Raw genomic sequence first — 17,987 nt, 5'->3', positions numbered from 1 at the left:
TGTCAAGTTATGGCAGATAAACAAAGAACATTAGCAAAAGAATTTACTCTTACAGGAAAAGGACTTCACACAGGACTGGAAGTTTCTATAAAGTTTCTGCCTGCATCCGAAAATCATGGATATCAGTTTAAACGGGTAGATTTAGAAGGTCAGCCTGTTATAGAAGCAAGTGCCGAGTATGTTGGTGATACATCGAGAGGAACTGTATTGGAAAAAGGAGAATGTAAAGTTCAGACTATTGAGCATGCATTGTCTGCTTTGTATGGATTGGGTATTGACAATTGTTTGATTGAGATGAATTCTACTGAGCCTCCAATTTTAGATGGGAGTGCTAAATTTTATGTAGAAGGAATTGAAAAAGTTGGTATTGTAGAGCAGGATGCAATTCGTGAGTATTACGTGCCAAAAGAAAAGATAACATACAGGGATGAAGCCCGTGGTTCAGAAATTACGATTCTGCCTGATGATGAGTATAGTGTGGATACAATGATTTCATTCGATTCTAGAGTGTTGAGAAATCAGTATGCCCGCCTACGTTCTTTAAAAGATTATAAAGAGGAAATTTCGATGTGTCGTACGTTTGTATTTGTACGGGAACTGGAGTTTCTGTTAAACCACAATTTAGTTAAGGGTGGAGATTTGGATAATGCCATTGTTATAATGGACCAAATGATGGATCAAAAAGAATTGGATCGTATTGCAGATTTATTCGACCATCAGCATGTTGAGGTAAAGGAAGGAATTTTAAGTAATTTAGAACTTTATTTTGATAATGAATGTGCACGTCACAAATTATTAGATGTGATTGGCGACCTTGCTCTCTGCGGTAAGTTTATTAAAGGAAGGGTTATTGCAACCTGTCCTGGTCACGGACCAAACACTGAAATGGCAAAATTATTAATCAAACGAATTAAGAAAGAAATGGGAAAAGATTCAGTTCCGGCTTATGATCCAAACAAAGAGCCTGTTTTAGACATTAATGGCGTAATGGGCTTGTTGCCTCACCGTCCTCCATTCTTGTTGGTTGACAAAATTATTGATATTCAGGATGACAGTATTGTTGGGGTGAAGAATGTGTCTATGAACGAGCCGTTTTTTGTTGGCCATTTTCCTGGAGAACCGGTAATGCCAGGCGTTTTAATGGTGGAAGCTATGGCACAGTGCGGTGGTATTTTAGTACTTAATCAGGTCGAAGATCCTGAAAATTATTCTACTTATTTCCTGACTCAAAACAATATCAAGTTTAGAAAAAAAGTAGTTCCTGGTGATACTTTAATTTTTAAATTGTCATTTTTATCTCCTATTCGTAGGGGAATTGCTAACATGCGCGGTTTAGCTTTTGTTGGTGATACTGTTGTTGCCGAAGGTGAGTTTATGGCTCAAATCGCAAAGAAAAAATAATTAATTAGTAACTACTGCTACGCAACAACTTCTTGTAACGGGAGTTTTGCATAAAACGAAATATAAAAAAAATGAAGCAACCGTTAGCATATGTACATCCTGAGGCTAAGATCGCTGATAATGTAGTGATTGAGCCCTTTGTTACCATTGACAAAAATGTTGTAATTGAAGAAGGAACACGTATTGGGTCGAATGCCACAATCATGGAAGGAACCCATATTGGTAAAAATTGCGTGGTATTTCCGGGAGCCGTTATTGGTGCTGTTCCGCAGGATTTAAAATTTCGTGGCGAAAAAACAACTGTTGAAATCGGCGACAACACCACCATTCGTGAGTGTGTTACCATTAACAGAGGTACTGTAGCCAAAGGAAAAACCATCATCGGAAGTAACTGTTTGTTGATGGCATATGTGCATGTGGCGCATGATTGTGTTATTGGTAATAATTGTATCATTGGTAATGCAACTCAAATTGCCGGTGAGGTAATTATCGATGATTTCGCTATTCTTAGCGGACTGGTTGCTGTTCATCAGTTCGTTCACATTGGTTCACACGTAATGATCTCAGGTGGATCGTTGGTTCGTAAAGATGTTCCTCCCTTTGTAAAAGCAGGTCGCGAGCCGGTTTCCTACATTGGTGTGAATTCAATTGGATTGCGTCGTCGTGAATTTGGAAATGAAAAAATCCGTGAAATTCAGGATGTTTACCGTTACCTGTACCAAAAAGGAATGAATAACTTTAATGCACTGGAAGCTATCGAGGCCGAGATGCCTGCTTCTCCTGAGCGTGATGACATTATCTTATTTGTAAAAAATTCGAAACGTGGAATTATGAGAGGATATTTTCCTGAGTAATCCCGATAGATTTATCCAGCGGAATTATATCATTTTTATTCTGAGTAATCCCGATAGATGTTTGATATAAAAAGTGAGACTTTCAATTGAGAGTCTCACTTTTTTTATTTTATAATAGTTATAGAGGAGATTAATATTAAATTATATTGTTAATTTAAGTGCAGCTTAGCGCCGCAAAGCGGCAATTTATTTCAGCCCAAAGCATTGCTTTGGGTTGGTAAATATATAGAGTAATTAAACGCCCTGAAAGGGCAGTTTTATATTTGATCTCATGGCACAATCATTATCCAAACTGTTCGTTCACATTATTTTTCATGTGAAGAACAATACGATTAAAATAAGAAAGGAAAACCGTAAAGAATTGTATGCATATATTGGTGCTCTTATAAAGGATAATGATTCAATTCCAATAATAATTAATGGAGTAGAAGATCATGTGCATGTATTGTGTATAATGTCGAAGAACATTGCTCTTGCAAAACTGGTTGAAGAGATCAAAAGACATAGTAGTCGTTGGATCAAGACAAAGGGGTCAGACTATTCAAAATTTGCCTGGCAAGGAGGATATATTGGCTTTTCTGTTAGTTCTTCTGTGCATGATAAAACGAAGCAGTATATTGAAAATCAGGAAGAACATCACCGAAAATTAACATTTAGAGACGAATATCTTCTATTTTTAAAAGAGTATGGAATCGAATATAACGAAGAATATTTGTGGAGAGATTAATATTTAGTGCTGATATAACATGCCTGATTGAGCAGGTTATTGTTCATATATGTTAAAGGTATTTTTAGAGTTTGCCGGTATAAGTTGCCCTTTCAGGGCGTTTTCCTGCAGCAATAAAAATACCCGGGGAAATACCCCGGGCTGAATTTAATTGGGCTTTCAGCCCGAATGTTTAAAGTTTTCAATCCTCCTTTATCGGATTCCAGCCCTGAGCCTGCAATTCAATTTCCACACCATCCCGTGTTACCAAATATTTTCCTTTCGAGATATCGGTGATGTGACCGATTATTTTCACATCTTCTATTTTTTCAATGGCATCGAATTGATCCAAAGGAACAGTAAACAGCAACTCGTAATCTTCACCGCCGTTTAACGAAAAGGTGCTGTAGTTCATGTTCAGCTCTTCGGCCATTTTGTGTGTTTCGTAGTCAACAGGAATTTTCTCTTCGTAAATCTGGCAGCCAACTTTCGATTCCTCGCAGATGTGCATAATATCCGATGACAATCCGTCCGAAATATCAATCATCGAACTAGGAACAATCTTCGCATCCTGCAAACGCTCATAAATGTCTTTTCGGGCCTCAGGCTTCAACTGACGCTCTAAGATGTAGTCATGCCCCGTTAAATCGGGTTGCATGGCTGGATTGTTGTCGTAAACACGTTTTTCGCGCTCCAACAGCTGTAATCCGGCAAAGGCCGCTCCTAAATTTCCGCTTACGCAGATTAAATCATTCTCTTTGGCTCCGCTGCGGTAAGTCAGTTGCTCAGCATCAGCTTCGCCAATTGCAGTCACCGAAATGCACAATCCGGTTAAAGAGGATGTGGTGTCGCCACCCACTAAATCGACATTGTAATTTTCGCAGGCCAAATTAATTCCTTCGTAAAGCTCCTCGATAGCTTCCAGGGTGAATCGCTTCGAGATGGCAATAGAAACAGTCACCTGCTTTGGCAGGGCATTCATGGCATAAATATCCGAAACATTCACAGCAATTGACTTGTAGCCTAAATGTTTAAGCGGTGTGTACATTAAATCGAAATGGATACCTTCCAGCAGTAAATCGGTGGTAACAACAGTTTTTTTATTCTGATAATCCAAAACAGCGGCATCATCGCCAACACCAACGTTGGTACTTGCGTGTTTTAGTTTTATATTTTTGGTAAGGTGTTTAATCAATCCGAATTCGCCCAATGTGGCAATATCGGTTCCTTTAGCATTATTTTCCTGCATAGTCTCCTTAGTTATTGATATTTGTCTGCAAAGGTAGATAAAAATTGGAAACTGAGAAGGTGATGTTATTGGTCATGGTTTATAATTTTAAGGAGGTGATTATTTTATAGATTTAGTTTTTTTTATAGTTATGGAAAGCTTTAAGTGTATGGAATGAAATTGTGTAAATGGTCTGATTTTAGTGACTAATGGTGAATAAATTGTTATTAGTGAATGTTTTAGACGTAAAAAAGATTTGTATTTGTGGTATCTCTTTCATAAATTAAGTAGGTATTACTAAATCTTAATTTAAATTATAATGAAAAATAAACTTATGCTATTGATGGTAGTGGCTGCTTTATTTACCATTACCAATTGTCAGAATGACAATACCGCCGATCTTAAAGAAAATGATGGGGATAACCTAGTGTTAACCGATGTTCAGAATGGTGAGCCAATTGAAGGACAGTATATTGTTGTTCTGAATGAGAGCTCGGTTAAATCTGCTAATCAAGGCAGTTACGATGAGAGAATTGCCGAAGTAAAAGCTTTTGCCAATTCTATGTTTCAAACAAAATCGAGTTCTGAATTTGAAGTAGGTTTAGCTTTTGCTACTGTAATTAAAGGTTTTAGTGTTAAAACAACACCTGATTTTGTTGAAGCATTGAAATTGGATAGCAGAGTAAAATACCTTGAACAAGATAAAATTATTGCTCTAAAAAAGCCTGGAACTGTTCCAACACCAGAACCTACTAGTGAGGTTATTCCCTGGGGAATTACACGGGTTGGTTATGGAAGTGGTATTGGAAAAACAGCTTGGATTATTGATAGCGGTATCGATTTAGATCACTCTGATTTAAATGTTGATGTGGCCAGAAGCAGAGATTTCACTGGTTCTCGTGTGGGAGCTGATGATCAAAATGGACACGGAACCCATTGCGCTGGTACGGTTGGTGCTATTGATAATGAAATTGGAGTAGTTGGAGTTGCTGCAGGAGCAAATCTTGTTGCAGTTCGGGTTTTAGATCGTAGGGGTAGTGGTTCCACTTCCGGAGTTATTGCAGGAGTTGATTATGTTGCAAGTGCTGCTTCTCCCGGCGATGCTGCCAATATGAGTTTAGGCGGAGGTATTTCTATTGCTTTGGATGATGCTGTATATGCCGCTTCTCAAAATGGCATTTACTTCGCATTAGCTGCCGGAAACGAAAGTGATGATGCTAACAATCACTCTCCGGCAAGAGTTAATGGAACTTATATTTGGACTATTTCGGCAATGGATATAAATGATAATTTCGCCTACTTTTCAAATTATGGAAATCCGCCTGTTGATTTTTGCGAGCCAGGTGTTAGTATTTATTCAACCTGGAAAGGCGATGCATACAATACAATAAGTGGAACTTCAATGGCTGCTCCGCACATGTGCGGTATTCTGCTAATGACCGATGGGAATCCAGTAACCGACGGTTTTGTAAATGGAGATCCTGATGGCAATGCAGATCCTATTGGAGGAATCTGAGATATTGCAAAATGAATAGGAATAGCCGTCAATTGACGGCTGTTTTTTTTGAAAAATAAAAATTGGAAATAGAATTGAGAGGAGATGGGACGGGTTTTAGGATGTTGTCAGGTCTGGTTGCCTTGAATTTAACTTTAATTTTTTAGCCTTATTGGCAAAACTTTTAGGTTTTCTGATGGTTCCATGCATGAATTTACCCAATGGGTTTACCAAATCGTTGGGTTTATGCATTCCGATCAAAGGTCGAAGAATGAAGCAGGTGCTTCCACTCTTGAAAATCAAGCTTCGAAGCAGTAAAATGATGCTTCGAGGCTTGACTTTGATGTTTCCAAGCATCTTCTTCGTGAAAAAATGCATGAAATTCATTCTTCAAGCCATCTAAATCAAGCTTCGAGATGCCTTGGTGGGGCTTCAATTCATCCTGTGCATGTATAAATGCTTCAAAAGAAAAGCGAAACCCGCATGTTTTGAGTTTCGCTTTCGCTGATGAATGCTTAATACAATTTTAGATACTGATCGGTATAAAGTAATTATTTAACCACTTCGGCCTCTTTTTTCTTGCCATGAGGGAAGAATTGTTTCAATTCTTCGTAAATAGGAATTGCTCCTTGCTGCTGTTCTGCAGCGTAATATCGAATAGACCGGTAAAATGCCATTGTATCCTGATAGTTATCATGATCCAAAAGAATTTTAGTATCACTTAGTTTGCGTTTAATTAAGTCGAGTTTCTGAATCATTTCTTCTATAGTTTCCCGTGCACTGTAATCGCGTTCAAACTCGTCTATATTCACAAACTGAGGAACCAAATCGGGATGCTGATCCATAAACGATTTTGCTTTATTCACCAATAATTTATTGGTTTCGTTAATCGAACCATAGTTCGTTCTGTCTTCCGACGATAGTTGAGGGGCACTTTTCCCGGCAAAAGCCAGCAAGGCATCCAAATGAGCATTATTTTCTGTCAATTCTTCTGCTGTAAATGTGACCTGGATTAAATCGTTGTTTTTCATTTTCAGTTATTTTAAAATATTAATAATATGGTATGCAAGTAGGGTTTGCATGGGTTAATTTTTCTGAACGATTACTTTGTCTGTTAGGCTGCTTTTTGTCATCTCGTTTCAACTTTGAGATAGTTGGCATTAGGATAAATAACAAAACTGCTCCAACAGCTAAGTATTGAGAACTGATCTGCGATATGTTCCAGTAGGTTATACATACCACTTGGATTTTTATAGCCAGGCGTATAATTGGCTGCTGTATAATACCTATCAGCACAAATAAGAGAGCTAGTAGTGAAATTGGATATCTCTTTTCAGAGGTAGTTGTGCTAAATTATTTTTTTGTTTTTATTATTATGGAAATATTCGAATTATCCTCACCATAGCGAAACTTACCATTGTGACTTTTTATAATCTCAAATTTTTCAATGTCTTTAAATTTAATATCAGGGTAGTTGTCTTCGATGTAAACTTTGTCGTCTAAAAATATTAGTGGACGAAATATCACACTCGTTGAATCGTCGCTAAACATCTGGAAGCTAGCAGTTATGTTGAAAATAAGCTGATGAATTGATTGAACATTTGAATATAAACTATCTTGTTCATATTTATAAACAACCGTTTTTGCTGCACTATCAATATGCAGACTTTGTGAATTGCATAACAATGGAGAGCAAAGCAGAATAATTAATAATATTTTTTTCATTTTTTACAATTATTGGCTCTGATACGCGAGCCGCGTTTTAATATTGCTTTCTATACGCGAAGTCCAAGAAAACTTGTTTTATTAAAAATAACAGCAATAAATCTACAAAAGCTCACCGCCACTAATCGGCGGTGAGCTTATTTGTAATTAATCTATTATGTAGGATTGTTTTGTGCGGCTGTAGGTAATGGGGTTCTTATTCTCTTTTAGTGTTTTTATTAGTCGGAAAAGACTGCGTTCCGATATGTTTAAACGTTGGGCTAATTCTGCCGGAGTGCCGGTGTTTCCAGTGTTTATTAGTTTTTTAATATACTCAGTCTTTTCTAAAAAGTCTAAATGTGTCATATGATTACTTTTTTGGCTGTTTGTGATTTACTCATTAGTTCCTGTAATGTTAAAAAGGTAACCCGATCATCTGTTAAATATTGTTAAGTTATTAATGGTGAACTTTGAGAATGTTATGTAAGTGTAATGTTTTCAAACTGTTAGTTCTTAAATTGCGAGATGGAATATTTCTGTTAGATATTATTTAATTCAGTTAAGCTGTTGTATTTATCATACTTCAGCTAAGTTATTCGAAATGATTCATGGAACTGTTTAGGAGTAATCCGAAATAGAAAATGTAGTATCAAAAAGCATTGGAAAATCTTCGTTTCGTAAATGTATCCTTTCCGTTTAAATTACGTTAACAAATAAAAGGACTTGGAGGTATTTTATTCGTTTCAAGTAAAAAGATATCTAAATACTTTATTATATTTGCATGAAATTCCATTGGGGCATGCAATTGTGAGTAAGCTGAACGATTTAAAATTTCTTACGGAATTTGAGGTCTGTACTCTTCCCCTTTAATTTAAAATATTGAATTCTTTTAAGGAAATGCGATAAATCTCATGTGATTTTGAAGCTTTCTACCTGATACTTAAACAACATGGCAAAAGAAGAACAAGATAAAATATTAGATGAGGTAACGCAGAGCGATTATAAATATGGCTTTGTTACTGATATTGAAAATGATGATATAGGCAGAGGTCTTAGCGAGGATGTTATCCGCATGATATCGGCTAAAAAGAATGAGCCTGAATTTATGCTTGAATTTAGATTAAAAGCTTATCGTCATTGGCTGACTATGAAAATGCCGGAATGGGCCTATTTAAAAATACCTGAAATTAATTATCAGGATATCATTTACTATTCATCGCCAAAACAAAAAGCAAAGTTGGAGAGTATGGATGATGTTGATCCTGAAATTCGTGCTACTTTCGATAAGCTGGGTATTCCTTTGGATGAACAAAAGCTGTTATCGAATGTTGCAGTTGATGTGGTGATGGATTCATCGTCGGTAAAAACGACATTTAAACAAGCTTTGGCTGAAAAAGGGGTTATTTTCTGTTCGTTTAGTGATGCAGTTCAGGAGCATCCCGATTTAATTCAGGAATATATGGGCACGGTTGTTCCAATTCAGGATAACTTTTTTGCAGCCCTTAACTCAGCAGTATTTTCCGACGGATCATTTGTTTACATCCCGAAAGGGGTTCGCTGTCCAATGGAGCTGTCTACCTATTTCCGTATTAATGCGGAAAATACAGGGCAGTTCGAACGTACATTAATAGTATGTGAAGATGATAGTTACGTGAGTTATCTGGAAGGATGTACGGCACCAATGCGTGATGAAAATCAGCTGCATGCAGCTATCGTTGAAATTATTGTGAAGGACAATGCAGAGGTGAAATACTCAACAGTTCAAAACTGGTATCCTGGTAACAAAGAGGGATTGGGAGGTATTTACAATTTTGTAACCAAACGGGGTATTTGCGAAGGTAAAAATGCGAAATTGATGTGGGCTCAGGTGGAGACCGGATCGGCAGTAACCTGGAAATATCCGTCTACCATATTAAAAGGAGATGGCTCGTCGAGTGAATTTTATTCGGTTGCTGTAACCAATAATCATCAGCAGGCTGATACCGGATCAAAAATGATTCACATTGGTAACAACACCAAAAGCACGATTATATCAAAAGGAATATCAGCAGGAAAAAGCAGCAACTCTTACCGGGGATTGGTTAAAGTAACCAAGAATTGTGAAGGAGCCCGTAATTTTTCTCAATGCGATTCATTACTTTTAGGAGACAAATGTGGTGCACATACATTCCCATATCTCGAAATTGGCAATAAATCGGCTAAAGTCGAACACGAAGCTACTACCTCTAAAATTGGTGAAGACCAGATTTTCTATTGCAATCAGCGGGGTATTTCTACCGAGGATGCCATTGGTTTAATTGTAAATGGATACGCCAAAGAGGTAATCAACAAAATGCCAATGGAATTTGCAGTAGAAGCTCAAAAGCTTTTGGCGATTAGTTTGGAAGGATCTGTAGGATAATAGATATATAATAAGTAGAACCCAACGCATAACTGCGACAAAATAGAAGTGAAATGTTAAGTATTAAAAATTTACACGTTTCCATTGATGGAAAAGAAATCTTAAAAGGAATTAATCTTGAGATTAAGCCGGGAGAAGTTCATGCTATTATGGGACCTAATGGTGCTGGTAAAAGTACTTTAGCTTCAGTATTGGCAGGAAGAGATTTGTATGAAGTAACCGAAGGTGAAATTATCTTTCAAGGGAAAAATTTGTTGGATATGGCACCTGAAGATCGTGCTAAAGAAGGAATTTTCCTGGGGTTTCAGTACCCGATAGAAATTCCTGGAGTTTCAACGGTTAATTTCATGAAAACTGCGGTTAACGAACATCGAAAGCACAAAGGCTTGGATCCATTAACTGCATCTGATTTCTTAAGGCTAATGCGCGATAAAAAAGCATTGGTTGAGATCGACTCAAAACTGACAAATCGTTCGGTAAACGAAGGATTTTCGGGTGGAGAGAAGAAAAAGAATGAGATTTTTCAAATGGCGATGCTGGAACCTAAATTGGCAGTTTTAGATGAGACCGATTCAGGATTGGATATTGATGCTCTTCGTATTGTTGCAAATGGGGTGAATAAATTAAAAACTGCTGAGAATTCAACAATTGTAATTACTCACTACCAACGTTTATTAGATTACATCATTCCTGATGTTGTTCATGTTTTGTTTGACGGTCGAATTGTAAAAACTGCCGGTAAAGAGCTTGCTCTTGAACTGGAAGAAAAAGGATACGACTGGATTAAAGAAGAAAACGGAAAATAGTAGAGGTGTTGGAAATTGGATTTATCTTATTTCTCATATCTATTATCTAATATCTAAAATAACATGGCCAACATAGATACAATAAATAAGGATTTTGCTGATCTGTTCGAACAAGGTAAAGAATTGCTTTCGAATGGTTCTTCTGATTGCATGAATAAGACTCGTGAAAAAGCCTTTGTTCAGTTTCAGGAATTAGGCGTACCTACTCGTGTCAACGAGAATTACAAATACACCAATCTAATACCAGCTTTTGATCATCCATACAATGTAAATCTTCGTTATATGGAAGTGGATGTTGACCTGAATGATATTTTTCAGTGCGATGTGCCCGAGTTGGATACCAATATGGTATTGCTGACAAATGGCTGGTTTTACGGAAATAATAAAGTGCTTACCGAATTACCCGAAGGAGTTATCGTTTGTGGAGTTCAGGAAGCTGCACAAAAATATCCTGATATTTTTAATGCACATTACGGCAAGTATGCCAAGCCTGAAGAGGATGGTATCGTAGCATTGAATACAGCTTTGGCAAAAGATGGGTTATTCATTTATGTGCCTAAAGGTGTCGTAATCGACAAGCCTATTCAGGTGGTGAACCTTTTGCGTTCCGATCGCGATTTAATGGCAACTCAACGTAATTTATTTGTGATTGAGGAAAACGCGCAAGCCAAAATTATTGTTTGCGATCATACCTTAACGCATCATAAATATTTAAGCAATTCAGTTACAGAAGTAAATGTGGCACCCAATGCGGTGTTCGATTTGTATACCTTGCAAAATCAGCATTTGAATTCAGTAATATTGAATTCCATTTTTATTCGTCAGGATAAACATTCAAATGTGTTGACCAATACCATTTCTCTTTACGGAGGAACCATTCGCAACAATCATCATGTATTGTTGGATGGTGAACATTGTGAAAACAATACATACGGAATGTATTTGATGGACAACAAACAACATGTTGATAATTTCACATCGATAGATCATTCAAAACCGAATTGTTTAAGCAACGAGCATTTTAAAGGAGTAATGGATGGTGAGGCAACTGCAGCATTTGCAGGTCGAATATATGTTCGCCGCGATGCTCAAAAAACATTGGCTTATCAATCAAACAACAATTTGTTATTGAGCGATGATGCTCAAATCAACACAAAACCTCAGTTGATTATCGATGCCGACGATGTGAAGTGCAGTCATGGTGCTACAGTAGGTCAAATGGATGAGGATGCACTGTTTTACCTGCGCGCAAGAGGAATTGATGAGAAAGAAGCGCGTCAGATGTTGATGTTTGCTTTCGCTCACGAAATAATTGAAAAAATTAGAGTGGAGCCGCTTAAAGATCGAATTGATGCCTTGGTTGATACAAGATTAAGAGGTGAAATATCGAAATGCAATACTTGCGCACTTGCTTGTAAAAATTAGATTTAATTAATTCTGGTACTGTGGTACTTGATTCTCTTATAGAATGACAATAGATATCAATAAAATACGTAAAGATTTTCCCATTCTTGAGGAACTGATTCACGGTAAACCTCTTGTTTACTTTGATAATGCTGCAACTACGCAAAAGCCTCGTCAGGTAGTTGATAAGTTGGTTGAGTACTATTACAAGTACAATTCGAATATTCACCGCGGCGTTCATTATTTGAGCAACAAATCCACCGATGGAAACGAGAATGCAAGAGTAATTGTGCAGAATTTCATCAATGCAAAACATTCGCACGAGGTGATTTTCACCAGCGGAGCCACCGAATCTGTAAATTTGGTTGCCAATTCGTTCGGCGATCGATTTATCTCGGAAGGCGATGAAGTGATTGTTTCTGAACTGGAACATCACTCCAACATTGTTCCCTGGCAACTAATTTGTGAACGGAAAAAAGCAACTTTAAAAGTATTGCCTTTTAACGATCATGGGGAATTGATGATTGAGAAATTGGATGATTTAATTACGGATCGTACAAAAATTATTGCAGTTAATCACATTTCCAATTCATTGGGAACCATAAATCCTATTCGTAAAATAATTGAGATTGCGCATGCTAAAAATGTTCGTGTTTTAATTGATGCCGCTCAATCGGTACAGCACAAAAAAATCGATGTTCAGGATTTGAATGTGGATTTTCTGGTGTTCTCCGGACATAAAATTTACGGACCAACCGGAATTGGTGTTTTATACGGCAAAGAAGAATTGCTGAATGAAATGCCGCCATGGAAAGGCGGAGGGGAAATGATTTCCGAAGTAACTTTCGAGAAAACAACCTATAACGAACTTCCGTATAAATTCGAGGCAGGAACGCCAAATTATATCGATGCAATCGGATTGGGTGCTGCAATTGAATATGTGGAGAGTATTGGAATTGAAAATATCGATGCTTACGAACAGGAACTGTTGACATACGCAACTGAAAAGTTACTTTCAATTGATGGTTTGCGAATTTATGGAACCGCAAAAGAGAAAACTTCAGTCATTTCTTTTCTGGTGGAGGGAATTCATTTCTACGATATGGGAATGTTGCTCGATCAAATGGGAATTGCAGTAAGGACAGGTACGCATTGCACCGAACCTGTAATGCAGCATTTCGGAATCGACGGTACTGTTCGTGCTTCATTTTCCTTTTACAACACAAAGGAAGAAATTGATTCACTTTATAACGGAATTCTGAAAGTCTGCAAAATGTTTGCAGTAAAATAGTCCGTGGGTTCGATTTTCACAGATAGAAAATTATTGTAACTTTCGGCTGGAAAAAATATAAATTAGATACGTTCGCAGATTTTGAATGGGGGATATTTTCTCATATCTAAAATCTCATATCTAAAATCTATAGTATGACAATAAACGAAATTCAGGAAGATATAATTGAGGAATTTGCAGGTTTTGAAGATTGGATGGACAAATATGCCTACCTAATTGAGTTGGGAACAGATCTTTCCGGTTTGGATGAAAAATATCAAACAGAATCGAATCTTATAAAAGGTTGTCAGTCAAAAGTTTGGTTCAATGCATCCCTCGAAAACGGTGTTGTAAAGTTGGAGGCCGACAGCGATGCGATCATCGTAAAAGGAATTGCAGCTTTGTTGATTCGTGTTTTCAACAATCAAACTCCTGAAGATATTATGAATGCCGATTTAAAATTCATCGATGAAATCGGCTTAAAGCAACATTTATCGCCCACTCGCTCTAATGGATTGGTTTCCATGGTGAAACAAATAAAAATGTATGGAATTGCTTTCAATCACGTAAGCAAATAATCAGGAAAAGATGGGAAAAAAAGAAACAGAAGCAATAATCGTCGAGGTTTTAAAAACCATTTACGATCCCGAAATTCCAGTGAATATCTACGATCTGGGATTGATATATGAAATTGATATGTATGAGGAAGATGAGGTGAAAATCCTGATGACTCTTACAGCGCCAAATTGCCCGATGGCCGATCAAATTTTGGAAGAGGTAAATGAAAAAACAAAATCATTGCCGCAAATCGAAGATGTAACCGTTGTGTTAACCTTCGATCCACCTTGGGACAAGGATATGATGACCGAAGAAGCAAAACTCGAATTGGGTTTTCTCTAAATATATCAAAGGGCTGTTTTTTTTACAGTCCTTTTTTAGTTTCTGCGAATTTGGTTTCTGATTTTTGTTTTGGGCGTTCCCTTCGTTCCTCAGGTCGGGCTTTTTGTTTTTACTCCTCGCTCATTCTTCGCTGTGGGGTAACCACTTCAATCCCTAACGCAAAATAATTCGAGTTTTCGGGTTCAATATAATAAGCTTAAGACACGGCTTTGTTGCATTTCCAGATAAAACTATTTAAATGAATATTTTTTTGAGTTTTGAAGTCTAAGCGAGTGCTGTCAATAGAGCGTGCCACGCGATACTTTAGTTGATTTAGAATGCAGAAGAGCTTTCTATTGGCTTGATTCTTTTGCTTACTTTTCTCATTTAAGGAGAAAAGTAAGAGCTGTCCGGCTTAAGGATAAGGTAATTGAAAAGTTACAATGTTTAAATTTCAAAGAATTGAACAAATTTAAGGATGTTATGCTCTGACTATAATCAAGCCTCCCATGTAAGGGTATGACTTGATCCTAAAACCAAAATAACTATTTATTAAGATGAGCTTCAATATTAGTTTGTTATTATTATAAAATGCAAAATGTTTATCTACGTTTATCGTGAATTTCGGTAACAATCTTAATTTAGCACCATGAATCTCACTCTTTCTGCCAAATCAAACCTCATAAAAGCCAAAGCTATCGAGCTTGGTTTGGATCTTTGTGGAATCGCAAAAGCAGATTTTCTGGATGAGGAAAAAGAGAATTTTCAATCTTGGCTGGATAAAAAATATCATGGTGAGATGTTGTATATGGCTAATAATATTGAGAAACGATTGGATCCTCGTTTATTGGTTGAAAATACCAAGTCAATTGTTGTTGTAGGTCTGAACTATTTCCCAAAACAGCAGCAACAAGATCCTGAAGCACCCGTAATTGCAAAATATGCGTACGGAAAAGATTATCACTTCGTATTAAAGGATCGATTAAACCAGCTTTTGGAATACATCAACACAGAAATTGGTGAAGTTTCGGGTCGCGCATTTGTCGATTCCGCTCCAATATTAGAGCATGCATGGGCAAAAAAAGCAGGTTTGGGCTGGATTGGAAAAAATTCACTGTTGCTCAACCGTAAAATAGGATCATTTCTTTTCCTGGGCGAATTACTAATCGATATGGAGTTGGAGTATGAGGAAGAAAAATATCAGGATTTTTGCGGAGGATGCAGTAAGTGCATTCGCGCTTGTCCTACCGGAGCAATAACGGAACCCTATGTGGTTAATGGCAGCAAGTGCATTTCCTATTTCACCATAGAACTCAAAGGTGAAATTCCCGAAGAAATGAAGGGTAAATTCAAAAATCGTGTATTTGGTTGTGATATTTGTCAGGATGTTTGTCCTTGGAATCGAATGGTAAAATCCAATTCAGTTCCTGAATTTCAACCTGATTCTGATTTACTTTCTTTATCAAAGGCAGAGTGGGAACAATTGGATGCGTATAAGTTTGGTGAGATATTTAAAAACTCTGCTGTAAAACGAACAAAATTCAAAGGATTAAAACGCAATCTCGATTTTCTTCATACAGAGAGCGAATAGCTTATATTGAATTGCTTCCTATAGGTTTTAGTAATGAACTTTTGTTTTCCCTTTTTTTCTATATTTATACATTCAAGAAGTGGATTTTACTTTTTTTGTTCTTCCCGAAAAAGTTTGATGCCCCTCTGTACATGAATTTTATTCGTCGTTAATATCAAATTTGATGATACACAATATTTACAATCTAACTACAAATGATAATACGCGTTTGTTTTTTCAAGTTTGGCAACCTGCAGTTCCACCCAAAGCAGTAATTTGTTTAGTTCATGGCATTGGTGAACATTCTTCCAGATATCACAATTGGGCTGAATTGTTCGTCGAAAAGAATATTGCTGTCTTGAGTTACGATCAGCGGGGGCATGGTTTGTCTGATGGAAAAAGAGGAGTCATTCAATCTTACGAAAAATTAATGGACGATATTGATTTCGCTCTTAAGGATGTAAAAAAGCATTTTGAAGATACCCCATGCTTTCTATACGGACATAGCATGGGAGGAGGAGAGGTTTTGAATCATTTAATCACCCGGAAATCCGATTATTTGGGCGTCATTTCCACTTCGCCATGGATTGTTACGCAGGAGGCACCACCGAAAATTGCAATTCCTTTTCTTCGGACACTTGCGAATTTATTTCCTTCCTTTAGTATTAAAACCAGCTTCGATGCTAAAATGTTATCTCATAACAAGGAGGTGTGCATTAAATATGATGAGGATGAATTGGTGCATCATATGGTTTCATTCAGGTTATTTGTTGATGCTTATGATGCCGGATACGGTATTTTGAAGAATCCGGATAAAGTAAAAAAGCCATTATTGTTGTTGCATGGAAATAATGATCAGATTACAGAATCCAATGCAAGTAAAATTTTCTCGGAGGGAATTAAGGATTGCTGTACATTTATTCAGTACGATAAAGCTTATCATGAATTGCATAATGAATTCTGTCATCAAGAGGTTTTTACAGATATTATAAATTGGTTGGACGCTCTATTAGCAAAGAACAAGCAAATTATTTAGAATATGACAATTTTTAGAACTGAGGTAAAGATTCCAGCATCGCGGGATAAGTTTGGTTACAATTCAAAAGCAATTATGCTGGGTTCTTGTTTTACCGAGAATATTGGTGAGCAGCTCAGCAAATATAAATTTGATGTCAATACCAATCCGTTTGGAGTAATTTATAACCCGATCAGTGTAGGCAATAGTTTAAAAATACTAATCGAGAACAAAAAATTCTCTGAAGAAGATTTAAATTTTGCCAATGACATGTGGTTTAGTTTTTCTCATCACGGACGATTCTCCAATGCCGATGTGAATGAATGTTTGGATGCAATCAATACCGAAATTAAAAAGTCATCATTAGATCTCGCAAATTCAGATGTTCTTTACATTACATTCGGAACTGCCTGGGTTTATGAATTGCTCGATACTGGAGTGATAGTTTCCAATTGCCATAAATTACCAGCAAAGGAATTTCATCGTTACCGACTTGATGTTGACGAAATTGTCCAATTCTATAAAAAATTGATTGTTTCTTTAGCAATTTTCAATCCGGATTTAAAAATAGTTTTTACGGTGAGTCCAATTCGCCATTGGAAAGATGGAGCACATGGAAATCAGCTTAGTAAAGCGACTTTACTTTTGGCGATTGAGCAGCTGGTGGAGTTATTTGAACAGGTGTCTTACTTTCCTTCTTACGAAATTGTTATGGATGAGTTAAGAGATTATCGATTTTATGGAGAGGACATGCTGCATATGAATACCACATCAGTCAATTATATTTGGACTCGTTTCGTTGATACATATATGGAGAATGAAACACTTGCCGTGATGAAACGGGTAGATAAAATTGTTTTGGCAGCCAGTCATCGTCCCTTTAATCCAGACACGGTCAGTCATCAGGAGTTTATTACCAGTACATTAAGTGATGTGAAGAAGTTAGAGAGTCAATATCCAAATATTGTCTTTGATAAAGAAAAATCACTTTTATTAAAAAATCTTCACCATTAGTCTGGACATTCTCATTTGAATTTTGTAATTTGTTTTTCCCATTCGGATAAAAAAATAGCTTCTGATTATCAGGCAGCTATTTCTTTTTGTGAAAAAACTTTTCAAATGTATTAGGAATTGGGAAAAATAATGGTTTATCTTTGCACCGCTTTCAACGGAAAGTGGGCAGGATTTTGGGTGATTTGGGGAGTAATTTTTTTATCACCGGAACGGGCTTTATTTTTTTGAAATTTTTTCACT

General features: G+C 36.9%; 17 protein-coding genes. 13 read left to right on the top strand and 4 right to left on the bottom strand.

The features are described 5' to 3' along the window. Positions 1 to 9 precede the first annotated feature (9 nt). From GQR60_RS18565 to GQR60_RS18555, 3 genes are all read left to right on the top strand, one after another. Entirely contained in the window at positions 10 to 1,401 is a 1,392-nt protein-coding gene (locus GQR60_RS18565; protein WP_124994376.1) for a bifunctional UDP-3-O-[3-hydroxymyristoyl] N-acetylglucosamine deacetylase/3-hydroxyacyl-ACP dehydratase, read from the top strand. Between the two features lie 71 nt (positions 1,402 to 1,472). Beyond that, the gene (lpxA, locus tag GQR60_RS18560; RefSeq protein ID WP_124994375.1) at positions 1,473 to 2,255 is read left to right on the top strand and encodes an acyl-ACP--UDP-N-acetylglucosamine O-acyltransferase; all 783 of its coding nucleotides are present in this window, start codon (positions 1,473 to 1,475) and stop codon (positions 2,253 to 2,255) included. 271 nt (positions 2,256 to 2,526) lie between these two features. After that, positions 2,527 to 2,982, top strand: a complete 456-nt coding sequence (locus tag GQR60_RS18555; protein WP_124994374.1) for a transposase — start codon at positions 2,527 to 2,529, stop codon at positions 2,980 to 2,982. A 181-nt stretch (positions 2,983 to 3,163) separates the two neighbouring features. Here GQR60_RS18555 and thiL read toward each other — a convergent pair whose 3' ends face one another. After that, a complete protein-coding gene (thiL, locus tag GQR60_RS18550; RefSeq protein WP_124994373.1) occupies positions 3,164 to 4,210 on the bottom strand; it encodes a thiamine-phosphate kinase in 1,047 nt (348 codons plus the stop codon). 298 nt (positions 4,211 to 4,508) lie between these two features. On the opposite strand from thiL, the gene GQR60_RS18545 reads away from it, so the two are divergent. Further along, a complete protein-coding gene (locus tag GQR60_RS18545) occupies positions 4,509 to 5,705 on the top strand; it encodes a S8 family peptidase (protein WP_124994372.1) in 1,197 nt (398 codons plus the stop codon). Positions 5,706 to 6,235: 530 nt separating this feature from the next. On the opposite strand, the gene GQR60_RS18540 is transcribed toward GQR60_RS18545, so the two are convergent. The 3 genes from GQR60_RS18540 to GQR60_RS18530 all read right to left on the bottom strand — a co-directional run bounded on the left by GQR60_RS18540 (position 6,236) and on the right by GQR60_RS18530 (position 7,754). Then, entirely contained in the window at positions 6,236 to 6,715 is a 480-nt protein-coding gene (locus GQR60_RS18540) for a hypothetical protein (protein ID WP_124994371.1), read from the bottom strand. A 322-nt stretch (positions 6,716 to 7,037) separates the two neighbouring features. Then, complete coding sequence (locus GQR60_RS18535; protein ID WP_124994370.1) at positions 7,038 to 7,409, bottom strand: hypothetical protein; 372 nt, start codon at positions 7,407 to 7,409, stop codon at positions 7,038 to 7,040. 147 nt (positions 7,410 to 7,556) lie between these two features. Continuing rightward, positions 7,557 to 7,754: an HTH domain-containing protein gene (locus tag GQR60_RS18530; RefSeq protein ID WP_124994369.1), complete on the bottom strand. Its 198-nt coding sequence runs from the start codon at positions 7,752 to 7,754 to the stop codon at positions 7,557 to 7,559. A 583-nt stretch (positions 7,755 to 8,337) separates the two neighbouring features. Between GQR60_RS18530 and sufB the strand changes: the two genes are divergently transcribed. From sufB to GQR60_RS18485, 9 genes are all read left to right on the top strand, one after another. Beyond that, entirely contained in the window at positions 8,338 to 9,789 is a 1,452-nt protein-coding gene (sufB, locus tag GQR60_RS18525) for a Fe-S cluster assembly protein SufB (protein WP_124994368.1), read from the top strand. Positions 9,790 to 9,842: 53 nt separating this feature from the next. Continuing rightward, complete coding sequence (sufC, locus tag GQR60_RS18520) at positions 9,843 to 10,595, top strand: Fe-S cluster assembly ATPase SufC (RefSeq protein WP_124994367.1); 753 nt, start codon at positions 9,843 to 9,845, stop codon at positions 10,593 to 10,595. Between the two features lie 63 nt (positions 10,596 to 10,658). After that, complete coding sequence (gene sufD, locus GQR60_RS18515; RefSeq protein ID WP_124994366.1) at positions 10,659 to 12,020, top strand: Fe-S cluster assembly protein SufD; 1,362 nt, start codon at positions 10,659 to 10,661, stop codon at positions 12,018 to 12,020. Between the two features lie 43 nt (positions 12,021 to 12,063). Further along, positions 12,064 to 13,290, top strand: a complete 1,227-nt coding sequence (locus GQR60_RS18510) for a cysteine desulfurase (protein WP_191991653.1) — start codon at positions 12,064 to 12,066, stop codon at positions 13,288 to 13,290. Positions 13,291 to 13,424: 134 nt separating this feature from the next. Further along, positions 13,425 to 13,847: a SufE family protein gene (locus GQR60_RS18505; RefSeq protein WP_124994365.1), complete on the top strand. Its 423-nt coding sequence runs from the start codon at positions 13,425 to 13,427 to the stop codon at positions 13,845 to 13,847. 10 nt (positions 13,848 to 13,857) lie between these two features. Next, on the top strand, positions 13,858 to 14,169 hold the full coding sequence (locus GQR60_RS18500) for a metal-sulfur cluster assembly factor (protein WP_101309896.1): 312 nt from the start codon (positions 13,858 to 13,860) through the stop codon (positions 14,167 to 14,169). 628 nt (positions 14,170 to 14,797) lie between these two features. Then, on the top strand, positions 14,798 to 15,739 hold the full coding sequence (gene queG, locus GQR60_RS18495; RefSeq protein WP_124994364.1) for a tRNA epoxyqueuosine(34) reductase QueG: 942 nt from the start codon (positions 14,798 to 14,800) through the stop codon (positions 15,737 to 15,739). Between the two features lie 163 nt (positions 15,740 to 15,902). Further along, positions 15,903 to 16,754: an alpha/beta hydrolase gene (locus GQR60_RS18490; protein WP_124994363.1), complete on the top strand. Its 852-nt coding sequence runs from the start codon at positions 15,903 to 15,905 to the stop codon at positions 16,752 to 16,754. Between the two features lie 3 nt (positions 16,755 to 16,757). Then, on the top strand, positions 16,758 to 17,747 hold the full coding sequence (locus GQR60_RS18485) for a GSCFA domain-containing protein (protein ID WP_124994362.1): 990 nt from the start codon (positions 16,758 to 16,760) through the stop codon (positions 17,745 to 17,747). Positions 17,748 to 17,987: the final 240 nt, after the last annotated feature.

It is taken from the genome of Labilibaculum euxinicum (genome assembly GCF_009795715.1).
In the GTDB taxonomy this organism is placed as follows: Bacteria; Bacteroidota; Bacteroidia; order Bacteroidales; family Marinifilaceae; genus Labilibaculum; species Labilibaculum euxinus.
This window is presented reverse-complemented; position numbering and strand designations above follow the sequence as displayed.